The following is a 17,079-nucleotide window of genomic DNA, read 5'->3' on the forward strand; positions in this document are numbered from 1 at the left end:
TCCCCTACGGGCTACCATTATCCAAAAATATGCTGAAAAATCAGCCCCTTACGGGGCCGTTCTGCAAAAAACCATCCTCATTTTGCAGGTTCTGTTTCCGTTCTGTCCCCATCACGGTCCGGCGGCGGCTGGCTAGGCGCGTGTAGCGTTCGACCTCCGCCAGCGTCAGGTGCCCACACCAGGCCATCAGCTGGTGGCTCGTAGCTCCGATCTCTGCGAGTGCGATCAGGCGTGTCTTGCGCAGCCCATGCGCCGATTTCGCAACGCCGGCCGACCGCGCGAGGTTCGAGACATAGTTCGACATGCTCGCCGCCGTGCGCGCCCTGCCCCACGCGGTCTCGAGGAACAAGAGCGGCTTCCCCTCGATCGCGTCGACCGCCTGAAGGGCCAGATCCAGATCCGATGCCAGCTCCGCACACCACTCCGGTAAAGGCGTCCGCATGGGAACGAAGGCCTCGCTGCCTGTCTTGCTCTGCCGGTAGCGCAACACCCCATCGCTATCGATCATGCCGCGCGTCAGCGATCGGCCGTCCACGGCCCGCGCGCCTGTCCAATGCAGCAGCTCGAGTGCCGCGCGTTGCCGGGTTCCGATCGGCCATGCCTCCCGCACCTGAGCGATCTCAGCCGGTGTCCAAGGCGGATAGCCGTCGCTCTTGGCAACCCGCGCGCGCCGGAGACCACGCGAGGGGTCGCTCTCCATCAGCCCCCCTTCCGATGTCGCCCAGGCGAAGAGCGAGCGCCACGCCTTCAGCCGCGTCCTGGCCGCATGGCCGTCAAACCGGGCAAGGTCGGAGGCGATGTGCCGTTCCCGCAGTGCGGAGGTCTTCACCTTGCCGTAGCGGCCTGAGATATCGCCCAGGTGCTTCGACATCGTGTTTCGGTAGACGTCGCTGTAGCCCCGGAAAATGGCGGAGTGCTCGAACAGTCGACACGCTGCCCCAAGCGTTCCCGTGTCGTGCCGGGTCGGCTTTGGCCCGGCGTTCTCTTCCTTCATCCAGGCGGCAATGAAGTCCGGATGGTCTTCCGGGAGATCGGGCAAGCGCACGCCGGTCTTGCGGTGATAGAGCCTCACGACGCCGCCAGACCGGGTGCGATTGATGTTCTTCAACTTCCAAACGCGGCGTCCGCGTCCTTCTCGTCCCGCCATTCCGGATCCTCCCCGCCCGCAGTCGGCAGTGAGTCGGCATAAGCGTCAAGGTCGACGATGTCATAGAGTACGTTGCCGCCGCTCTGTTTCGTCGGAAGATGCAAGGTCAGCAGCTTGGACGTGCTGATCCCGAGATAGTGGGCCGCAGCGGGCGCCTTCATCAGGCGCGGGGGGAAAGCGTATGTGCGCTGCGGCCGTGTCATGACGGATCCAGTGTGGCTCCTTAGAGCTTCATCTCTTCGTTCTGGATGATGCGCCAATCGCGCGGATGAACGATCTCGTCGGAAGCGCGCCGCAGCTCGCAGGTGGCGTAGCCCGCCATATCACCGGAGCGCGGCAGCTGCGTCGATTGCGCAACCATCATGCAATAGTCGAGGCTTGGCATCGCGCTGATCTCAACCGCGGCGCAGCCACCCTCCCGCGTCAGGCCTGCGCAGACGACAAGGGTCCAAATGAATTCCATGGTTAGGTCTCCTTTCTTACTCTGGAAGGGGCGAGTGCTTTGGCTTTGCCGCCTGCTTTGCTCGGATCGCATCGACTTTGGTCCAGACGCGTTGGAGTTCGTCCTCGGCCGCGCGATCCATGTTGAGGTCAGCGGAGGTGCAGAGCGCGGCCAGGGTGACCATCACCCCGCCAACCTCTTGATGGGGGTCGCCGATCTCGCGCCCGAAGACGTAGTCGACCAGCTGATGCGCCTCGGAGGCGGTGCAGCCTTTCGCCTGCACAAGCTCAAGGGCTTCCTCCAGGAAGCGGTGGTTGCGTTCCACGATATCGGCGGAGATTTCCGGGCCAAAGCAGGCCTGCATCCATGGATCGACCCGGCTCTGGAACGAGCTTCCATCTGCAATCTCGTTAAGGGCGTCGCGGATCCCGCGAACCTGATGCTTGAAGTAGCGCTCCGCACTTTCGTGAACGTCCGCGTCGACGTAGCGATGGTATTCCCGCTCGTCGCCCTCCCACTGCGGCACGGTCGCGAACTCTGAGAACACATGCTCGCCGCGCGGTGCATTGTCGGGGTTCTCAGCGGCCCATAGTTCCTTCGGCCATTGCATCTCAGGTCTCCTTTTGGGGGTCTTCAAAGGCGGGGGTGAAAAAGCCGAGCGCGCCCCGACATGGTCGAAACGGGAGCGGCTTGGCGTTGGCGAGGACGAAGCCGTACGGACCAAAGAACCAGCGGCTCTCCATCTTGGCGACGCAGTCGATGATCTCGACCTGCCCGATGATGCCACCGAGGAGTGGCCGGTCGACGTCTTCGAGCTTGGTGCCCGTCCTCTCCTCCACCCATGCGAGATCGGCACGCTCTGACGGCCCCCAGGCCTTCGCGGCATGGATCAGCACTGGCCCGCGATAGTGCGTCTGCCAAGTCCGGTTCTCCACGTCCTTGCCGTGCCAGATGATGGCGTCTGCCCATGGCTGGCGGATGGAGAGGGCCTTCATGCCGCCACCGCGTCTTCTGCAAGCATGGCGCAGTTCGCTTGGACTAATGCCCTGGCAAGATCCGGGCAAACAGAATTGCCCACGCAGCTGATCTGTTCGCTCTTAGAGAACGGGTGCCATACCCATTCTTCGCCGTCCTCGGTCCAGTAGCCTTCGATCACGTAGTCGCGTGGGAAACCCTGCGCGTTGAACAGCTCACGGGGCGTGAGCATCCGCATCCCGAGATCTACGACCACGAACGTCTCGCCGTCGATCTCGATGATGACGAACTCGCCACCGTCCCAGGCGTCGTGGGCCCGCAGGAATTCCGCGACCTCGCGCGCTCGTGCTTCGTGTTCCGGGGTGAACGGCGGGGCAGTGAGCGAGGCTTCGGTGTGGCCGAAGCGATCCTGCACCGTAATCGTGTGCAGCGGATCGGCGTGTGTCAAACCATCGCCGGTGCCATAATACTTCGTAAAGAATGCCGCGACCGGCGTCTGGGTGCAGCCCTTGCCGACGATGGTGGAAAGCGGATCGGCAGGATCATGGCCCACGACGCCCGTGTTCTGCTGCGCGAGGAAGGCTGCGTAAGGGTACTGGCGCGGACCGGCGGCGACAACGGTGCCGAGCGGCTTCATCGGGTCGAGCGCCCGCGGTGCCTGACCCTTTCGTTCCCCGTTGCCGATGTGGACGAGACCGGGCGCGATCAGCGCGTTCTGATCCTTGGCGCTCGCCGTCACTGTGTGAACCGGCGCCTCGACTGTGCGAATGGCGCCGCCCTGTTGAGCGTAGGTGAGCACCGGCGCGACAAGCGCGGAATGAAGACCGCCAGCAAGCACAGTCGGGTGGGGCGCATGTGCGGGCATGTCACGTCGTGCCGATCCTTTCAGGCTGAGAAGGTTCGGGGCTACAATGGCTTTCTCGCCGCGGTGCGCTCCCGTGATCGTCTTGAACGGCTCGGCACTATCCTCGCACCGTCCGCCGTGGGTCAGGTTCACCAGGAACGGCCGGTCGGCGTCCAGCACGTAGCGCTTCATCCCCCGCGCGATGCGGGCAAGCGTGTTCTTGGCCAGTGGCCGGACGGCGCGGAGCCCATACTTCGTCTTGATCTGCTCGCTTGTGTCGAAGATCGAGGGGCATGGTAGCGACCAGTCGATGCACTCAGCCGCCGTCCGCCACGGAAGGAGCCGTCCTCTCTTCACAGCAGCACTGGCAGGATCGCCGTGCGTGGGCTTCGGCCAGACGATCCGCTGACCGTCGCGGCGCGCGATCATGAAGAACCGTTTGCGGATCGTGGGGGCACCATAATCGCACCCACGCATTTCACGCCATTGGACGCGATATCCTGCTCTCCGAAGCCGCTTCATCCACTGCTCGAAGGTGATCCCGGCCAGTTCCTTGATGGGCTGGCCTTCGTTGCACAGTGGACCCCAGGTGCGGAACTCTTCGACGTTCTCCATGATGATGACGTCGGGCTTCACCTTCTCAGCCCAATCGACGATCACCCAGGCGAGATCGCGGATGTTCCTGTCCCGCGGTGCAGCCCCCTTGGCCTTGGAAAAGTGCTTGCAGTCCGGTGAGGCCCATAGAAGGCCGACTGACCGACCTGCAGCGACCTCGATCGGATCAACGTCCCAGATGTTGGAGTCGAGATGCAGCGTCTCGGGATGGTTGACCTTGTGCATGGCTAGCGCGGTTGCCGAGTGGTTGATAGCAACGTCCGGCGAGCGGCCCAGGGCAAGTTCAATACCTGTCGATGCACCGCCGCCCCCGGCAAAGCTGTCGATGATGAGAGGAACCACGCCGTCCATGACGTTAACTCTTACGCGTCGATGTCAGGCCGTTCTGACGATCGAGCCGGTCAATCTCTGCCGCTATGAGCGCTCCCGCGCGAACGAGGTTTTCACGCCGAGACTTTGGTTTCCACCAATCATTCGGCCACGGCCATATATGCGATACGAATGCCGTCACTCGGCCGACTGGAGCGTTCGGATCTTGACCCAATCTAGTAAACTGACTTGCACCTAATGCATAACACGCTGCGGCCTTCGCCATCTCGCCGTTTTCATGAGTATCGTCGTGCTCAGCCGTCCAACCTTCTTCATCGATCTGCCGGGACCGCTCGCCTGCGATCGCGGCGGCACCGGCCGTGCGCACGCCGCGAAACCTCATGTCCCGAAGAATGCCTGCGGCGTTGTAGAGGATTGCGGGATCACACCCCCATCCTCGTGCAAGAGCATCGCCACCGCGGATCAAGTCGGATGCGACCGTCTGCCGATCGTTGACGAAGTCTTCGACCTCGATCAGCCGGTGTGTGGATGGGCAGAGTTTCCGAGCGAGCCAGTGACGCATGGTGGATCCCTTTCAGTAGAGGTTCACGACTTCGGACAAACGGTCTTTGTACGCGGCTGCCATGTTGCGTCCGTGGCGGTCGTCGCCCAAGGCGTCCGGGTTCTGCATCTCGGAGAGGTAAGATGCGATCGCCACGCGAACCGCCATCGCCTGTCCCTCGGTGAGGCGAGTTCCATTGATGCTGATGTTCGGCTCAGCCATGTCGACGGCTCCTCTCAGTTGTCGGACAGCGGTGCTTTGCCCTCGAACGATCGCGCCATGTCGACCGCCCATGGCGTCAATTGAAGAATGGACGCGCGGATCGCTGCATCGGCCTGATCTCCCGATTTCTCCAGCGAGGCCTGCATGATCTGCACGATGCCGACCATCAGACCGCCCAGCACGTATTCGGTCTGTTGCGGTGCTTCGTCGTCTTCCGGAGACAGCGCTTCGCGATAAGCGGCGAGGACTGCCTGCCTTACCCGCTCGGCGCAGCGGTCATTGGCGTCGTTCTCGTCAAATCGACGGGCGCCGTATTTCGATGCCATGTCAGCCATCAGAGAAGCGCACCGATAATCAGACCAAAGACAAAGGCGCCCGCGAGAGACCAGCAGCGACGGCGCTCGAGGCGCTCGAAGCGTTCCACGGCATTGACCAGACGCGCTCCGAGTGCGGCATGGTCGCGAGGATCGATTTCGACGTGGAGAGGTCGCGTATCTTGCATGCGGAGCAGCCACGCGTCTGGAAAGACGTCGTCTTCGCGAAGTTTTGGTCGCGCAAGGATGTTGGGACGGTTTGAATCTGTCATCACCGTCCTCCCGTTGCGCGCCGCTGTGCCGTCCGGAGACGGGACAGCGTTTCGTCCGTCATGTCGCGAACCCGGTTCTGCGCCTTGCTATAGGCTGGCCCGGCTTCCTTGCCTGTCCGCGGCCGCTGCGCCCGGGTGATTAGCAGCCATGGCGCGATCCGCTTGCCGAAGGCGGTGATGAAGGATTGCCAATCCTTCTTGCACTGCTCAGAGCAGTAGCGTGCCTTGCCCCTTGGCAGCGGTCCGTCGCACCAGTTGCAGAAACGCTCACTGAGCGGCGGTGCCATCTCCGGCTCCGAGCGGTAGGGATCGACCTTGACCCGGCTCACGGGGCCGCTCCGTTGGGGGGTGTTACGACCCCTTGCGCCTTCGGCCATGTGGCGGGGGTGGTTTTGCGGTCCTCTTCCTCTTTCGGCGCGACATGCTGGTCGTGCATTGCACTCAAGAGTTCCAACAGCCACGAAACCGTGCCGCCAACTTCGCTCAGCTCGGCCGGGTTGATCTCGCTGGCGATACTGGATGGATCGCAAGAACCAGCGATCTGGCGAAGCAACTCCATTGCTGCCTCGGGATCATCGGCGACCATTTCCGCCACTTGTGCAGCGTCCAATCTCGCGGAAGCAATTGAGCTTGAAACGATCAGATCGCCCTCAAATGAGACCGCGCCATATTCACGGGCGACTACTGCGGCGACCTCAGCAGCTGACCGCCATTGCTTCGGCGACGGCACGAAGTCGACCACCTCCATGACCACGAAGCCGCAGGACAGTGCCTCGGCGAGCGTCTCAGCATTTGCGCGAGCGTCGCGCCGGGTATCGAACCGATCGCTGCACTGGATGCCGACCGACGTGGTGGTCCCGGCGGTTTGCACCATCCAGAAAGGGGTCACCGCGGCCATCAGAGGCTTCCCCGAACGAGTGTCATGAACGCGACACCGACCATGAGCAGGACGATGACCATGATCGCGATATGAAAGCCGGACAGATTGACGAACCACTCGCGCAGTCGCTTCGCTGCGGGCTCACGGCAGAGCGCGGCCCGCCGCTCCGCGAGGCGCTGGGCCTGATCTGGTCCCCACAGAGTTTGGGCGGACGGTGTCGGATATGCGTCAAAACGTGTGTGACGCCGATCGGAAACCGGAGTGTTGGGTGTGTTGATCGGGCCGATGAACGCGACGCCTGGACAATAGAGCTGGAGGGCGATTCGCGCGTTCCAGGCCTCCAAAGCCGACTGACCCTCGGATGCCGGAGGCCCATAGCACAAGCAGGAACCGCAAATCGCGTTTTTCTCGTTAGGTGGCGCGCTGATGCTGCGTGACCCGCAGAACGGACAGGGAAGCGGGCTATCGGTCATGCCGCGTCTCCCAACACCCGCGCCTTCGCAATGCGCGTCCAGTTCCGCATCGCCTCGTCGAAGTCGGTGCCGGTCGCGAAGACGCCGATAAGGTCGATGCTGGCTTCCTGTGGTCCCCACCCTGTTTTGTCGTCCGGGAGAATGATGTTTCCACCCGTTTCGATCATGACGTTTCGGACATAGAGGAGATAGGCGTTGCGCCCTTCGGCTTCGGCTTCCTCCAGTCCTTCGAGGACTTCTTGCAAGCGCTCACAGGGCATTGTCGCTCACCACGCTCAAGCCACGGTCGATGAGTCTGCGGTTGCGGACCTCCTCATTGAGGCGGGTCATGTTTATGCGTTGGCCGCGTGACGCCTTTAGGTTCGCCCACGCAAGGGTCCGAAGGTCATAGTTCTGCCCAGCCAGTTCGGGGCGGCTGGCGATCTCCAGCGCGTCCGCGGAGCGCGGACTGGGACGAGTGCGAGGGAGAAACCTCATGGCCGACACTCTGGCGCATTGGCTGCGGCTGGTGGGACGGGTAGCATCGGGACAGGCGGGGTATCGTCGTCATCCCAGTCCTTGGCGATGGCGAGGATGAGGGGAATCTGTTGGCCGGAAGTGCGCGCGATCGTCTCGATTGGACTCTCGGAGCGGTAATAGCAGCGTTTGTATTGGGCTCGATCTAATGGTTTTCGCATTCTGATCTCCTGAACTGGAGGTCAAATTATGCACGTGGCTCATAGAAGTCAATGCATGACAGTGATAATAAGAAATTCGAGCCGCTCACACTTAGGTAGAGTTCATGGGAGAGGGGCTTCTTGAGGTAGAGAGGTAATGGCAATTGAGAGAGCTGATAGCCAAACTGAACCGAAGGCAGACCTGGGCTTTTCTATACCTGATCGCGGGTCCGCGAACTAACTCTTCGAGCCAGACATCGATTCAAGGACAACAATCGCTGCAGCCTGACGATCCGGATCAGAACTCAGATCCTCAAGCGCACGAATAGCGCGAGCATGCAGTTCTGGTAGGTCATAAAGCTCATAAGGTTCTTTTTTCAGATGGCGAGCGAGAACAGCGATGGTGCGAAGTGACGCGCCATCGTATCCCTTCTCGATCCGAGAAATCATGGCTTGGCTGACACCAGACATCTCACTCAGCTGGGTTTGCGTAAGGCCAGCTTCGAGGCGTGCTTTTTTCAACCCGTTCATGTCGAAGTGTATGCTCTTCACGGCGAGCGAAGGCCACGAAGCAGTGTGCATAATATCATTGACGTGCATATGCATCCGATGCATATCGTGGTCATATGGCAAGTCTTCAAGAATACCTCCGAACAAACGGTGAGACACAGACCGACTTTGCAGCGCGCGTAGGCATTAGTCAGTCTGCGGTTTCGAGGCTTTGCGGCCCTGACCCGAAGATCAGCTATCAGACCGCTGTAGAGATCGAAACGAAGACCGAAGGTGCCGTCCCGGTCGAAGCTTGGCCTCAGTTCCAAGGTCGCGATGTGGTCGTGATGCCGGTCGTAGATCGGGTCTCAACGAAGAGTGTTGGGCAGGGTTGAGATGCGTCGATCTGCTCGCAGCCCCCTCAACACCCGCCAGAACGGAAGGCCGCGCGCCGCAAAGAGCAAAGAGCCTTCCTGCCGCCGCCCGTCGTGGTGCTTCCCTCCCCACCGGCGCGGGCGGCGGCTCAGATTGTCGCCTGAGAAGGGTTCTGCGGCATGAACGCGTGCGTATCCTTCGGTGACTTCGCAGACGGCTTCTACCAATTCGATGTCTTCGGCTGGCTATCATGGAATGGTTTTGGGTGGGCTGCCGTCGGGGACAACGACCGTTCCATCCGCGCTCAGCCAACCCGCTTGTCGGCCGCAGTCCACGATGCCATCGCGGAGTGCTGCCGCCAAGACTGGGTTGAGAAGTATCATCATCTCCTCGCCGTGACGATTGACGACGAGCATCTGCAATCCGTTCGCCGACGGTCTGATGTCAACGGCGACCAGATTAACGCCTTGGACCATATCGCCGGTGTGTCGCGTCGTTGGTCGCTTAAGCAACATGTCAGTTTTCCAGCGCTGGATATCGGCGCTGGTGAATGCGGGTTTGGGTTTTCCCATCTCATCCACGGTTTGTTCCTTTCACTTGGCGTAGAGTGCCTTTCCGAAGGTCAGTTGATATGACCTCCTCGCGCCGCCCCCGTCCATCACCACGCGCCAACATTAGCCAGGGTGAGCGGGACCGACTTCTGCACATGATGCCGATCGTCAACCGCTCGAAGCTCAGCGGCTCTGACCGCAGCTTCATCATCTCCATGATGGCGGCTGAGAAGCGCGGCCGCTTCTGGCCGTCGGTCAAGCAGGCCGCGTGGATGACCCGTCTAGTCAACGATTTCCGCAACCAAAGTGAGGAGACATGACGTGAAGGGATCAAGCGACGAACAGCTGGCGGCCGAGATTGCCGAATGTCTTTCGGCCTTGGAGGCGGCAGCAACGCGAGCCCGAAACGCCGGTTTGGAGGTCAAGTTCGAGGCCATCATCCGCAACGTGAAGCGGCACGGTCGCGCAGAACCGACTGAGGCCCTAAAGGTCGTGATCTCTCGCCGCATTGAGGTCGGCAACCGCTCAGCTACCGTCAAAGGCGAGCCCTCTTGATGGGCACGCTGATCCCCGAAGAACGCCGCCTGATCGATGCGGCTGTCGCCTGCGGAGAAGTCACACAGATAGCGCGCGGGAAGACCAGCTTCAGCGGGTATATCTGGGATCCACGGCAGGCAATGCTGGTCCCGAAGAAAGAGGGGACGGCCTTTAGCGCATCGTGGAACCGGCGCCAGAAGTCGAAAGGCGCGCGCCGACGCGCGGTTGTCGAACGCGAACTCAAGGCCGGGAAGACCACCTATCAGATCGCCGCCGATTGGGGTGTCGGAGAGTCCACCGTGCGCGGCGACTGCCGCCGTCTTGGGATACGGGTCGGCTCGGACGGACGTCTCAGGCCGCTCTTGGAGCCGCCGTCGTGACCGTCCAGATTCTCCAGGCCGATGTGCGCGAGGCCCTGCGCTCGCTGCCCGACGAGAGTTTCGGCGTCGTGGTGACCTCGCCGCCCTATTGGGGCCTGCGCGACTATGGCGTGGATGGCCAGATCGGGCTGGAACCAACGCTGGGCGAACACCTCGAAGTGATGGTCGAAGTGTTCGACGAAGTCCGTCGGGTTCTCAAGCCTGATGGCGTCTGCTGGGTGAATTACGGCGACACCTACGCCAGTACCCCGAACGGGCGCAGCGCGGCCGCGACCAAGGCAAAGGGCGACGATGACCGGACGTTCCGGGACAAGCCGATGTCTACGATCGGTCCGGTCTATGCCGAGGCACGACCCAGCACGACCACGCGTGGCCACAACTCCGGATCCAAACAGGCGGCGACGCCGCCATCGGGGCGGGTCATGGCGGGTGGCTACGTCAAGGCCAAAGACCTCTGCATGGTCCCGAACCGCTTCGCGATCGCGATGCAGGATGCGGGCTGGTGGGTCCGGGCCGAGTGCATCTGGGGCAAACCAAATCCGATGCCACAAAGCGTCCAGGACCGTCCAGACGCCGCCCATGAGAAGGTCTGGATGTTCACAAAATCTGCCAAGTATCACTACCAAGCCGAGGCCGTCCGCGTTCCGCGCGCGTCAAACGAAGATGCCAATGGCTTTCGCGGCGGCTCATACGTGGGAGGCAAGGCTGGAAAACGGGCGCGGCGCGGGAACAAGCGGAGCGACAAGCAGCGCGAATCCCGCCGCTTGAAGAACTACGAACCGGCTCCGCTGGAGGTCTGGCGGATCGCGACAAAGCCGTTCAAAGCGGCGCACTTCGCGACCTTCCCACCCGAGCTGGTCGAGCGCTGCCTTTTGCCGACGCTCCGCCGCGGAGACGCGGTCCTCGACCCCTTCGCGGGTGCCGGGACCACTGGCCTTGTCGCGGACGCCATGGGCGCGGACGCCACGCTCATCGAACTCAATCCGGACTATTGCGACCTGATCCGCGAACGGCTCGGCGCAGGCCTCGCCAAGGTCGAAGGCGGACGCGATCTGGCGCCGAATGCCAAAGAGCATCCTTTGCTTTGCTGGCCGGATTTCGCGGGATGACGAGCAAGGTCTTACATCCGCGGCCACAGGCATGGCAGCAGAACGTTACAAGCCGCCCGCCATCTGCCGAAGAGCGTGCGCTGCTGCACCTTGGCGGAGCGCTCTGTTGCCGTCGTCTTCCGGCGACCGAAGAAAGGGCGCTGGTGGCCGAGATGGACAAGCTCCAGCGCCGCATTGCGGAACGCGAGGTTGGCCTGCCACCGCGTGAAAAAGCCCCACTCCCGGAGACTTCGGTGCGGCTCATGACGATTGCCGATGGCCTCGCCAGCTCCGAACGCTGGGGGCCGGACTATTGCCGTGAGATGACCGATCTGCGGATCGTCCTGCAGCTGTCGCACCTCACCAATGCCGAACACTTCCTCCGCCGGAGGATCGGCCAGTGAGCCGCCGCGACGACGATCGGCTGGACGAGGCCCGCGCGATCCCGATCAAGGAGATCGCCGATCGGCTGAAGATCGAGCGTCTCACGCCCCGCGGCGACGAGCTGGTTGCACCGTGCCCTGTCTGCGGTGGCAAAGAGGACAAGCTTCAGATCAACACGTTGAACAATGTCTTTCTGTGCCGCGCATTCGGCGGCGGCGACGGGATCGGTCTGGTCGAGCACGTCCTCGGCTGCGACTTTAAGGAGGCGCTGACCTGGCTCGTCGGCGAGGGCGTGGTGCAGCTCTCCGACGAGGAGAAGGCAAAGCGGAAAGCCGCGCGCGACGCCGAGGATCGCAAACGCTCCAAGATCGCCGCCCGCAAGCGCGCAGAGTCCATCGCAATGGCCCGCGCTGTCTGGGCGGATGGACGGCCGTTCGCAGGCAGTCCGGCTGAGGACTACCTCGCCCTTCGTGGGATCGTCCTGGACGCACCGCCGCGCGCGCTCCGCTACCACCCGGCCTTGCGATACATGCACAAGATCGACAGTCAGTGGACCGAACTGCACCGTGGTCCAGCTATGCTCGCGGGGATCCTCGCGCCCAACGGTGATCTGATCGGCGTGCATCGCACCTGGATTGATCTCTCACGACCGAAGGGCAAGGCTGAGATCCGGCATGGTGAGACGGTCCTCAATGCCAAGAAGGTATTGGGCTCTCAGAAGGGCGGCGCGATCCGCCTCGATCCGCTACCCGAGGCTTCGGTGCTGATCATGGGCGAAGGCATCGAGACAACTTTCACAGCGCTCATCGCGAAGCCGTTCCAGAGCGCTCACTATTGGGCTGGGGTCAGTCTCGACAACATGGCTGGAAAGATGCGCAAGGTTAAGGGCAAGCGCCATTCCGGCCTCCCGAAGATGGCAGACGAGAATGCCTTTGTGCCGCCGCATTGGGTGAGGCGGCTCGTCTTCCTAATGGACGGCGACTCGGAGCCAAAGATGACTCGCGCCAAGCTCGAGAGCGGCTTACGGCGGGCAATGGCGCTCCAGCCGGACCTTCGCGGGCAGATCGTCCACGCCGGTGACGGCATCGATCTCAACGACCTCCTCTTGGGGGCGACATGACAGACGAGACGGATAAGGTCCGCGCGGCCTTTGAGGCGGCCGAGGACGTCAGCCCGGCCGAGGATGAACAGGATCCGCCGGGCGCCGTCACAGCGCCAGATGACTACTACGCGGCGGGCGATGGCACTGGCCCGCCCCCGCACCCCGACACCGCGTCAGGTGAGCCCCCGGAGATCGAGGGGGCTAAGCTACCGCTCAACGATACCGGCAACGGCCTGCGTTTCGCCCTCTATTGCGGGGAAGACGCCATGTATGTGCCGCGGGTCGGGTGGCATGTCTGGGATGGCAAGCGTTGGAGGATCGACCCGGATGGGATCGCGGTGCGCCGTATGGCCCAGACGATCCATGAGTGGATCGAGAAGGAGGTGCCCTATCTTCAACTCCGGTCAGCTGAGCAGCGGCGAGTCGACCGCCTCGATGTGATCCGCAAAGACTTGCGGGACTTCGATGCGACCTATCCAGACCTGTCGGACGAAGAGCGAACTGAGAAAAGGCAAGCGCTGTTGGCTGAGAAGGAAAAGCTGAATAGCGAGCTTTGGGGGCGCGGCTCCACCCGCGCGCGCCATAAGACTTTCGCGCGCTCGGCTGGCAACAGCAACTCGATCAAGAACCTTCTCGGGGAGGCCGTCACCAGCCTGCACCGGGACGTTGAGGATTTGAACGCCGACCCTCTGACAGTCAACACGATGACGGGGATCCTGCGCTTCGATGTGGTCGACGCGCGCGAGGATGGCGGGGGCAGGACGGCAAGTGTCACGCTGCTGCCCCATGAGCGCGTCGTTTCGATTGCCGGACGCAACCGGCCGCAATACATCACCAAGATGATGCCGGCCGACTACGATCCCGAGGCCAAGTGCCCGAAATTCGATCGGGCCTTGGCGCGCTGGCAACCGGATCCGGAAATGCGGGCCTTCCTGCAGCGGTGGTTCGGCCTCTCGATGACGGCGCTGCCGGTCCAGAAATTCCTCTACATGTATGGCATGGGTGCCAACGGAAAGTCGCTGCTGGCAGGTCTGATGCGCCGAATGATGGGCGACTATGCGACGATGGTGAAGATCGAGAGCCTGACCGGCAAGAACCGCAAATCGGGCTCCGATGCCACTCCAGACCTCTTCCGCCTGATCGGCACCCGCGCCGCCTTCACCAACGAGCCCGAAGAGGGCGAGCGGCTGCAAGAGCAGAAGATGAAGGAAATGACCGGCGGCGACGAGATGCTGGTGCGCCAGCTCCATGCAGATTTCGTGGAGTTCACGCCCTATTTCAAGCTGGCCTTCACCGGCAACCACAAGCTGGAAATTCGCGGCACGGATGACGGGATCTGGCGACGGCCGCTGCTCTGTCCGTTCGATGTGCAGATCCCGGAAGCGGAACGCGACGAGAAGCTCGGCGATACGCTCTTCGACGAGGAGCGTTCCGGGATCCTGAACTGGATGATCGGCGGTCTCCTCGACTACCTCGAGGGTGGATTGCAGGAACCGGCCCAAGTCATCCAGGCTACCGACGAATACCGGAAGGACAGCGATCCGATCGGGGATTTCCTCGCCACAGGCTGCGAGATCGACGGCGGGTCCGATTTCCTGCCATCGCGCGACCTCGTGGACGCCTGCTACCTCTACCTTCTGGAAAACACCTCGCACCCATGGCAGCCGGGCCACTTGCAGCGCAGGCTCAAGGAGCGGGCGAGCAAGTATCGTCACCCAGCCTCTGGCAAGACCTACACCCGCCACAAGAGCAACGGCGTCTGGGGCTATAGCGGCATTCGCCTAACCGACGACATGCGCAATCGGCTCGCCGATGCACCACGCGACGCAAAGGGTCTCCCCCAGCTCCGCAAGGACGGCTCCAGCGGCTCCGCGCCGCCGGATGACGGCTACTTCCCGTGACGCACCGGGCGGCATATCCCGACGCACCCGCCGCCCTCACCCCGCACCCCCACATCTACCTCCCGAGAAAATGGGGGCAGAAATCCGACTTCTGCCCCGAGAGGGGGCGCAACTTCGCTCAAGCATCGATCCGAATAGACGCTCTGAAACAACGGCTTACGCCCACTTCGGGGCACGTGGGGCAGATAGGGCAGAAATCTGAGGGTTACGCGTGTGCGCGAGAGTCTAGGGGTCTGGGGGTATCTGATAGGAAAGCTAGCCCCGCACGTAGGGTGAAATTATCTGCCCTATCTGCCCCACGTGCCCCGCCATGCTGCATTCTGTATTTCTTTCAACGGGTTATGGATTGTGGCTTTCCGTTTGGGTTCTGCCCCGTGACGGTGACTTCTGCCCCATCTGCCCCGTTGAAATCCCCTCCTAATCAACATCTTCGACCTTCTTCTTTCGAAGAAACAAAATCTAGAAAACAGAGGTGAGTTAATGGGCATGAATGGACAGATCGCCGACCAAAAGCGGGAGGCGGCTTGGTTCTGGGAACAAAAGAGCCTGCACGGTGGATGGCAGCCGGTCACCGGGTCGGCACGGCCGGTCAAGACGGCCGATGGGCGCCTGAAGCGGGCCGGTGGCACCGGGCCGCGCGTCCGGTCGATCAAGGAAGTCGCGCCTGAGCACCGCGGCAAATCGCTCGACGATCTGCGCCGCCTTTATGGCGGGGAGGATGGCGCGGAATGAGACAGCTGCCAATCGGGCGGGTGAGCAGCCTGCCAACGGAAATGAGCGCGCTGGAGGCCCTCGAATGGGCCTTCGCTCGTGAGAAGGTGAAACTGGACCTCCCGGATCGGCGCTCGGTCCTGGAACGGGGCTTCGGGTTCGGTATGGAATACGTTCTCCTTGAACGTGCGAGGTTGGGCGGCATTAGGATCGACACGTCGATCGGGCGCAGCGACCCGCATGAGGACGCGGAGGTGATCGCCGCCACACTCGCCAAGCTGCCCGAAGATGTGGGCGGTAAGCGGATGGCGATCCAGATTGCCGAACTGGCGCGGGCCGGACGGCAGCCGGACTGGATGCCACATGCGGAGCCTCGGCTTGAGCCGCTGGCTTGGAACGGGCGCGGCAAGGCAAAGACCGAAGTATGCGAGATCATCCACGAGCGGCGGCGCGTTCGATCCAGCGGGCGTGGTGAGCGGTGGTTCAATCGGAAGGTTGAAGTACGCTGGTGCCCATGTCGCTGGGTTCCCGACCACGCCACCATAAGTGCGGCGCGGAGCGCCTACGTGCGCTGGTGGATCGCCGTTGACCGGTTTCGCACGATTTTGAATGCCAGTGGCCAGCTTCGCTACACGACGCTCACGATGGCCATGCCGCCGTCCTCGCCGTGGAGGGCTTGACGTGGCACAGGGCTTATGATTGACAATTGGCCAGCAACCGAACTGCGCCCGGACGAGAGATCGTGCCGGGCGCTTCGCTTTGTGGGGTGGAGCAGCGGTCAGCTCGCCGGTCTCATAAGCCGGAGGTCGCAGGTTCAAATCCTGCTCCCGCAACCAACCAAAGGATCGATCATGGGACGCCTGCGCGGGCGCGAGCTGCCGAGCCGGATCGGCAAGCCAACGTCGCGACTGCAGCGCAAAGACGCTGATGAGGCTGACCGGCACCGTCGGCGGGATGCCGAGCTGCCGTGGCGCTCGTGGCAGAAGACTGCCCGTTGGCAGAAGCTCCGCGACCGGATCCTCGCCCGCGATGGGCTGGTCTGCCAGCAAACGGGCGTGATGCTCCTCGGCAAGCATCCGGCCCCGAACAGCCCTGTGGTCGACCACAAGCTACCGCATCGCGGTGACCCGGATCTGTTCTGGGATGAGACCAACCTCCAGACGGTCTCGAAGGCTTGGCACGATCGCGAAAAGCAGAAGCGGGAGCACGCCGCGGGTCTCTGATCCAAGGCCATGTCCAAAGGGAGGGGTGGGTCAAAAGTCCAGAAGGTCTACGCCGCTAGACCCGCCCCCCTATCACGCGGAGATTTTTTTCTTGTGAGCACGGAAAATCGGGCCGACCCGATCAGCTACACGCTGTTCGGGGATCCGGTCTATGACACGAAAGGAAAGCGCGGCCGACCGCCGTTCCGTCGCACCGAGGAAAATGCCAATAAAGTCATGATGTTGCTCGCGGCGGGATGGAGCAATCGGCGGATCGCCAGCTGCATCCTCGATCCGCGCACCGGCAAGTCGATCAGCGAACCGACGCTGAAGCGGTATTTTAGATCCGAGCTGGCGCTGCGCGACGAGGCTCGCGACCAACTCAAGGCCAAGCAGCTGATGGTCGCGGCCGAGGCTGCCTTCGACGGCAATGTCGGCGCAATGCGCCTGCTCGAGCAGCTCATGGAAAAGAACGACGCGATGCTTGCGTCGCTGCGTCTCAAAGCCGGAGGCGCGGAACCGAAGCGCGACGTCCAGGCGCCACGGCTGGGCAAGAAGGAGCAGGCCTTGAAGAAAGCCGAAGAAGTCGTCTCCGGCGAGGCGGACACCGCCTGGGGCGATGATCTCAAACCGGGCTACGAGAACTGA

The 17,079-nt window shown here is 62.4% G+C and carries 27 protein-coding genes and 1 tRNA gene; 13 read left to right on the plus strand and 15 right to left on the minus strand.

Annotated elements, in window-relative coordinates; translation table 11 throughout:
• Positions 1-40 precede the first annotated feature (40 nt).
• The 15 genes from AADZ90_RS21190 to AADZ90_RS21260 form a co-directional block, all read right to left on the minus strand.
• Positions 41-1,072, minus strand: coding sequence for a tyrosine-type recombinase/integrase (locus AADZ90_RS21190; protein WP_367311105.1), 1,032 nt, complete (start codon positions 1,070-1,072; stop codon positions 41-43).
• A 32-nt stretch (positions 1,073-1,104) separates the two neighbouring features.
• Positions 1,105-1,350 (minus strand): DNA-binding protein, encoded by a 246-nt coding sequence (locus tag AADZ90_RS21195; protein WP_411997142.1) that lies wholly within the window; start codon positions 1,348-1,350, stop codon positions 1,105-1,107.
• 20 nt (positions 1,351-1,370) lie between these two features.
• A complete protein-coding gene (locus tag AADZ90_RS21200) occupies positions 1,371-1,610 on the minus strand; it encodes a hypothetical protein (protein WP_367311103.1) in 240 nt (79 codons plus the stop codon).
• A 16-nt stretch (positions 1,611-1,626) separates the two neighbouring features.
• Positions 1,627-2,199 carry a hypothetical protein gene (locus tag AADZ90_RS21205; RefSeq protein ID WP_367311102.1) on the minus strand — a complete coding sequence of 191 codons (573 nt, stop codon included), beginning with the start codon at positions 2,197-2,199 and terminating at the stop codon, positions 1,627-1,629.
• Position 2,200: 1 nt separating this feature from the next.
• Positions 2,201-2,584: an ASCH domain-containing protein gene (locus AADZ90_RS21210; protein WP_367311101.1), complete on the minus strand. Its 384-nt coding sequence runs from the start codon at positions 2,582-2,584 to the stop codon at positions 2,201-2,203.
• Complete coding sequence (locus AADZ90_RS21215) at positions 2,581-4,374, minus strand: DNA cytosine methyltransferase (protein ID WP_367311100.1); 1,794 nt, start codon at positions 4,372-4,374, stop codon at positions 2,581-2,583. Before AADZ90_RS21215 ends, AADZ90_RS21210 begins: the two co-directional genes overlap by 4 nt.
• A gap of 4 nt (positions 4,375-4,378) precedes the next feature.
• On the minus strand, positions 4,379-4,915 hold the full coding sequence (locus AADZ90_RS21220; RefSeq protein WP_367311099.1) for a hypothetical protein: 537 nt from the start codon (positions 4,913-4,915) through the stop codon (positions 4,379-4,381).
• 12 nt (positions 4,916-4,927) lie between these two features.
• Entirely contained in the window at positions 4,928-5,116 is a 189-nt protein-coding gene (locus AADZ90_RS21225; RefSeq protein WP_367311098.1) for a hypothetical protein, read from the minus strand.
• A gap of 14 nt (positions 5,117-5,130) precedes the next feature.
• Positions 5,131-5,451, minus strand: a complete 321-nt coding sequence (locus AADZ90_RS21230; RefSeq protein WP_367311097.1) for a hypothetical protein — start codon at positions 5,449-5,451, stop codon at positions 5,131-5,133.
• Entirely contained in the window at positions 5,451-5,702 is a 252-nt protein-coding gene (locus tag AADZ90_RS21235) for a hypothetical protein (protein WP_367311096.1), read from the minus strand. The genes AADZ90_RS21230 and AADZ90_RS21235 overlap by 1 nt, the downstream gene beginning before the upstream one ends.
• Positions 5,702-6,031, minus strand: a complete 330-nt coding sequence (locus AADZ90_RS21240) for a hypothetical protein (protein WP_367311095.1) — start codon at positions 6,029-6,031, stop codon at positions 5,702-5,704. Before AADZ90_RS21240 ends, AADZ90_RS21235 begins: the two co-directional genes overlap by 1 nt.
• On the minus strand, positions 6,028-6,600 hold the full coding sequence (locus AADZ90_RS21245) for a hypothetical protein (RefSeq protein ID WP_367311094.1): 573 nt from the start codon (positions 6,598-6,600) through the stop codon (positions 6,028-6,030). The genes AADZ90_RS21240 and AADZ90_RS21245 overlap by 4 nt, the downstream gene beginning before the upstream one ends.
• Positions 6,600-7,055 carry a Lar family restriction alleviation protein gene (locus AADZ90_RS21250; protein WP_411997143.1) on the minus strand — a complete coding sequence of 152 codons (456 nt, stop codon included), beginning with the start codon at positions 7,053-7,055 and terminating at the stop codon, positions 6,600-6,602. The genes AADZ90_RS21245 and AADZ90_RS21250 overlap by 1 nt, the downstream gene beginning before the upstream one ends.
• On the minus strand, positions 7,052-7,315 hold the full coding sequence (locus tag AADZ90_RS21255; protein ID WP_367311092.1) for a hypothetical protein: 264 nt from the start codon (positions 7,313-7,315) through the stop codon (positions 7,052-7,054). Before AADZ90_RS21255 ends, AADZ90_RS21250 begins: the two co-directional genes overlap by 4 nt.
• Before the next feature lie 633 nt (positions 7,316-7,948).
• Entirely contained in the window at positions 7,949-8,317 is a 369-nt protein-coding gene (locus AADZ90_RS21260; RefSeq protein WP_367311091.1) for a helix-turn-helix domain-containing protein, read from the minus strand.
• Positions 8,318-8,754: 437 nt separating this feature from the next.
• On the opposite strand from AADZ90_RS21260, the gene AADZ90_RS21265 reads away from it, so the two are divergent.
• From AADZ90_RS21265 to AADZ90_RS21325, 13 genes are all read left to right on the plus strand, one after another.
• On the plus strand, positions 8,755-9,210 hold the full coding sequence (locus AADZ90_RS21265; protein WP_367311090.1) for a hypothetical protein: 456 nt from the start codon (positions 8,755-8,757) through the stop codon (positions 9,208-9,210).
• A gap of 71 nt (positions 9,211-9,281) precedes the next feature.
• Positions 9,282-9,446, plus strand: coding sequence for a hypothetical protein (locus AADZ90_RS21270; RefSeq protein ID WP_411997144.1), 165 nt, complete (start codon positions 9,282-9,284; stop codon positions 9,444-9,446).
• A gap of 1 nt (position 9,447) precedes the next feature.
• Positions 9,448-9,681: a hypothetical protein gene (locus AADZ90_RS21275; RefSeq protein WP_367311088.1), complete on the plus strand. Its 234-nt coding sequence runs from the start codon at positions 9,448-9,450 to the stop codon at positions 9,679-9,681.
• Positions 9,681-10,043: a hypothetical protein gene (locus AADZ90_RS21280; protein WP_367311087.1), complete on the plus strand. Its 363-nt coding sequence runs from the start codon at positions 9,681-9,683 to the stop codon at positions 10,041-10,043. Before AADZ90_RS21275 ends, AADZ90_RS21280 begins: the two co-directional genes overlap by 1 nt.
• Positions 10,040-11,152: a DNA-methyltransferase gene (locus AADZ90_RS21285; protein WP_367311086.1), complete on the plus strand. Its 1,113-nt coding sequence runs from the start codon at positions 10,040-10,042 to the stop codon at positions 11,150-11,152. The genes AADZ90_RS21280 and AADZ90_RS21285 overlap by 4 nt, the downstream gene beginning before the upstream one ends.
• Entirely contained in the window at positions 11,149-11,535 is a 387-nt protein-coding gene (locus AADZ90_RS21290) for a hypothetical protein (protein ID WP_367311085.1), read from the plus strand. Before AADZ90_RS21285 ends, AADZ90_RS21290 begins: the two co-directional genes overlap by 4 nt.
• Positions 11,532-12,635: a DUF7146 domain-containing protein gene (locus AADZ90_RS21295; protein WP_367311084.1), complete on the plus strand. Its 1,104-nt coding sequence runs from the start codon at positions 11,532-11,534 to the stop codon at positions 12,633-12,635. The genes AADZ90_RS21290 and AADZ90_RS21295 overlap by 4 nt, the downstream gene beginning before the upstream one ends.
• Entirely contained in the window at positions 12,632-14,518 is a 1,887-nt protein-coding gene (locus tag AADZ90_RS21300; protein WP_367311083.1) for a DNA primase family protein, read from the plus strand. The genes AADZ90_RS21295 and AADZ90_RS21300 overlap by 4 nt, the downstream gene beginning before the upstream one ends.
• Before the next feature lie 486 nt (positions 14,519-15,004).
• Complete coding sequence (locus AADZ90_RS21305; RefSeq protein ID WP_367311082.1) at positions 15,005-15,250, plus strand: hypothetical protein; 246 nt, start codon at positions 15,005-15,007, stop codon at positions 15,248-15,250.
• Complete coding sequence (locus AADZ90_RS21310; RefSeq protein ID WP_367311081.1) at positions 15,247-15,909, plus strand: hypothetical protein; 663 nt, start codon at positions 15,247-15,249, stop codon at positions 15,907-15,909. Before AADZ90_RS21305 ends, AADZ90_RS21310 begins: the two co-directional genes overlap by 4 nt.
• An 80-nt stretch (positions 15,910-15,989) precedes the next feature.
• Positions 15,990-16,065: transfer RNA gene (locus AADZ90_RS21315), tRNA-Met, on the plus strand.
• Positions 16,066-16,080: 15 nt separating this feature from the next.
• Positions 16,081-16,452, plus strand: coding sequence for an HNH endonuclease (locus AADZ90_RS21320; protein ID WP_367311080.1), 372 nt, complete (start codon positions 16,081-16,083; stop codon positions 16,450-16,452).
• Between the two features lie 93 nt (positions 16,453-16,545).
• Positions 16,546-17,079: a resolvase gene (locus tag AADZ90_RS21325; protein ID WP_367311079.1), complete on the plus strand. Its 534-nt coding sequence runs from the start codon at positions 16,546-16,548 to the stop codon at positions 17,077-17,079.

It is taken from the genome of Aestuariibius violaceus (assembly GCF_040779325.2).
GTDB classification, from domain to species: Bacteria; Pseudomonadota; Alphaproteobacteria; order Rhodobacterales; family Rhodobacteraceae; genus Aestuariibius; species Aestuariibius violaceus.

Excerpts from the sequence above, each read along its gene's own strand:
- AADZ90_RS21195 (WP_411997142.1), bottom strand. The coding sequence starts at position 1,350 with ATGACACGGCCGCAGCGCACATACGCTTTCCCCCCGCGCCTGATGAAG.
- AADZ90_RS21200 (WP_367311103.1), bottom strand. The coding sequence starts at position 1,610 with ATGGAATTCATTTGGACCCTTGTCGTCTGCGCAGGCCTGACGCGGGAG.
- AADZ90_RS21205 (WP_367311102.1), bottom strand. The coding sequence starts at position 2,199 with ATGCAATGGCCGAAGGAACTATGGGCCGCTGAGAACCCCGACAATGCA.
- AADZ90_RS21210 (WP_367311101.1), bottom strand. The coding sequence starts at position 2,584 with ATGAAGGCCCTCTCCATCCGCCAGCCATGGGCAGACGCCATCATCTGG.
- AADZ90_RS21215 (WP_367311100.1), bottom strand. The coding sequence starts at position 4,374 with ATGGACGGCGTGGTTCCTCTCATCATCGACAGCTTTGCCGGGGGCGGC.
- AADZ90_RS21220 (WP_367311099.1), bottom strand. The coding sequence starts at position 4,915 with ATGCGTCACTGGCTCGCTCGGAAACTCTGCCCATCCACACACCGGCTG.
- AADZ90_RS21225 (WP_367311098.1), bottom strand. The coding sequence starts at position 5,116 with ATGGCTGAGCCGAACATCAGCATCAATGGAACTCGCCTCACCGAGGGA.
- AADZ90_RS21230 (WP_367311097.1), bottom strand. The coding sequence starts at position 5,451 with ATGGCTGACATGGCATCGAAATACGGCGCCCGTCGATTTGACGAGAAC.
- AADZ90_RS21235 (WP_367311096.1), bottom strand. The coding sequence starts at position 5,702 with ATGACAGATTCAAACCGTCCCAACATCCTTGCGCGACCAAAACTTCGC.
- AADZ90_RS21245 (WP_367311094.1), bottom strand. The coding sequence starts at position 6,600 with ATGGCCGCGGTGACCCCTTTCTGGATGGTGCAAACCGCCGGGACCACC.
- AADZ90_RS21250 (WP_411997143.1), bottom strand. The coding sequence starts at position 7,055 with ATGACCGATAGCCCGCTTCCCTGTCCGTTCTGCGGGTCACGCAGCATC.
- AADZ90_RS21255 (WP_367311092.1), bottom strand. The coding sequence starts at position 7,315 with ATGCCCTGTGAGCGCTTGCAAGAAGTCCTCGAAGGACTGGAGGAAGCC.
- AADZ90_RS21260 (WP_367311091.1), bottom strand. The coding sequence starts at position 8,317 with ATGCATATGCACGTCAATGATATTATGCACACTGCTTCGTGGCCTTCG.
- AADZ90_RS21265 (WP_367311090.1), top strand. The coding sequence starts at position 8,755 with ATGAACGCGTGCGTATCCTTCGGTGACTTCGCAGACGGCTTCTACCAA.
- AADZ90_RS21270 (WP_411997144.1), top strand. The coding sequence starts at position 9,282 with ATGATGCCGATCGTCAACCGCTCGAAGCTCAGCGGCTCTGACCGCAGC.
- AADZ90_RS21280 (WP_367311087.1), top strand. The coding sequence starts at position 9,681 with ATGGGCACGCTGATCCCCGAAGAACGCCGCCTGATCGATGCGGCTGTC.
- AADZ90_RS21290 (WP_367311085.1), top strand. The coding sequence starts at position 11,149 with ATGACGAGCAAGGTCTTACATCCGCGGCCACAGGCATGGCAGCAGAAC.
- AADZ90_RS21300 (WP_367311083.1), top strand. The coding sequence starts at position 12,632 with ATGACAGACGAGACGGATAAGGTCCGCGCGGCCTTTGAGGCGGCCGAG.
- AADZ90_RS21305 (WP_367311082.1), top strand. The coding sequence starts at position 15,005 with ATGAATGGACAGATCGCCGACCAAAAGCGGGAGGCGGCTTGGTTCTGG.
- AADZ90_RS21310 (WP_367311081.1), top strand. The coding sequence starts at position 15,247 with ATGAGACAGCTGCCAATCGGGCGGGTGAGCAGCCTGCCAACGGAAATG.
- AADZ90_RS21320 (WP_367311080.1), top strand. The coding sequence starts at position 16,081 with ATGGGACGCCTGCGCGGGCGCGAGCTGCCGAGCCGGATCGGCAAGCCA.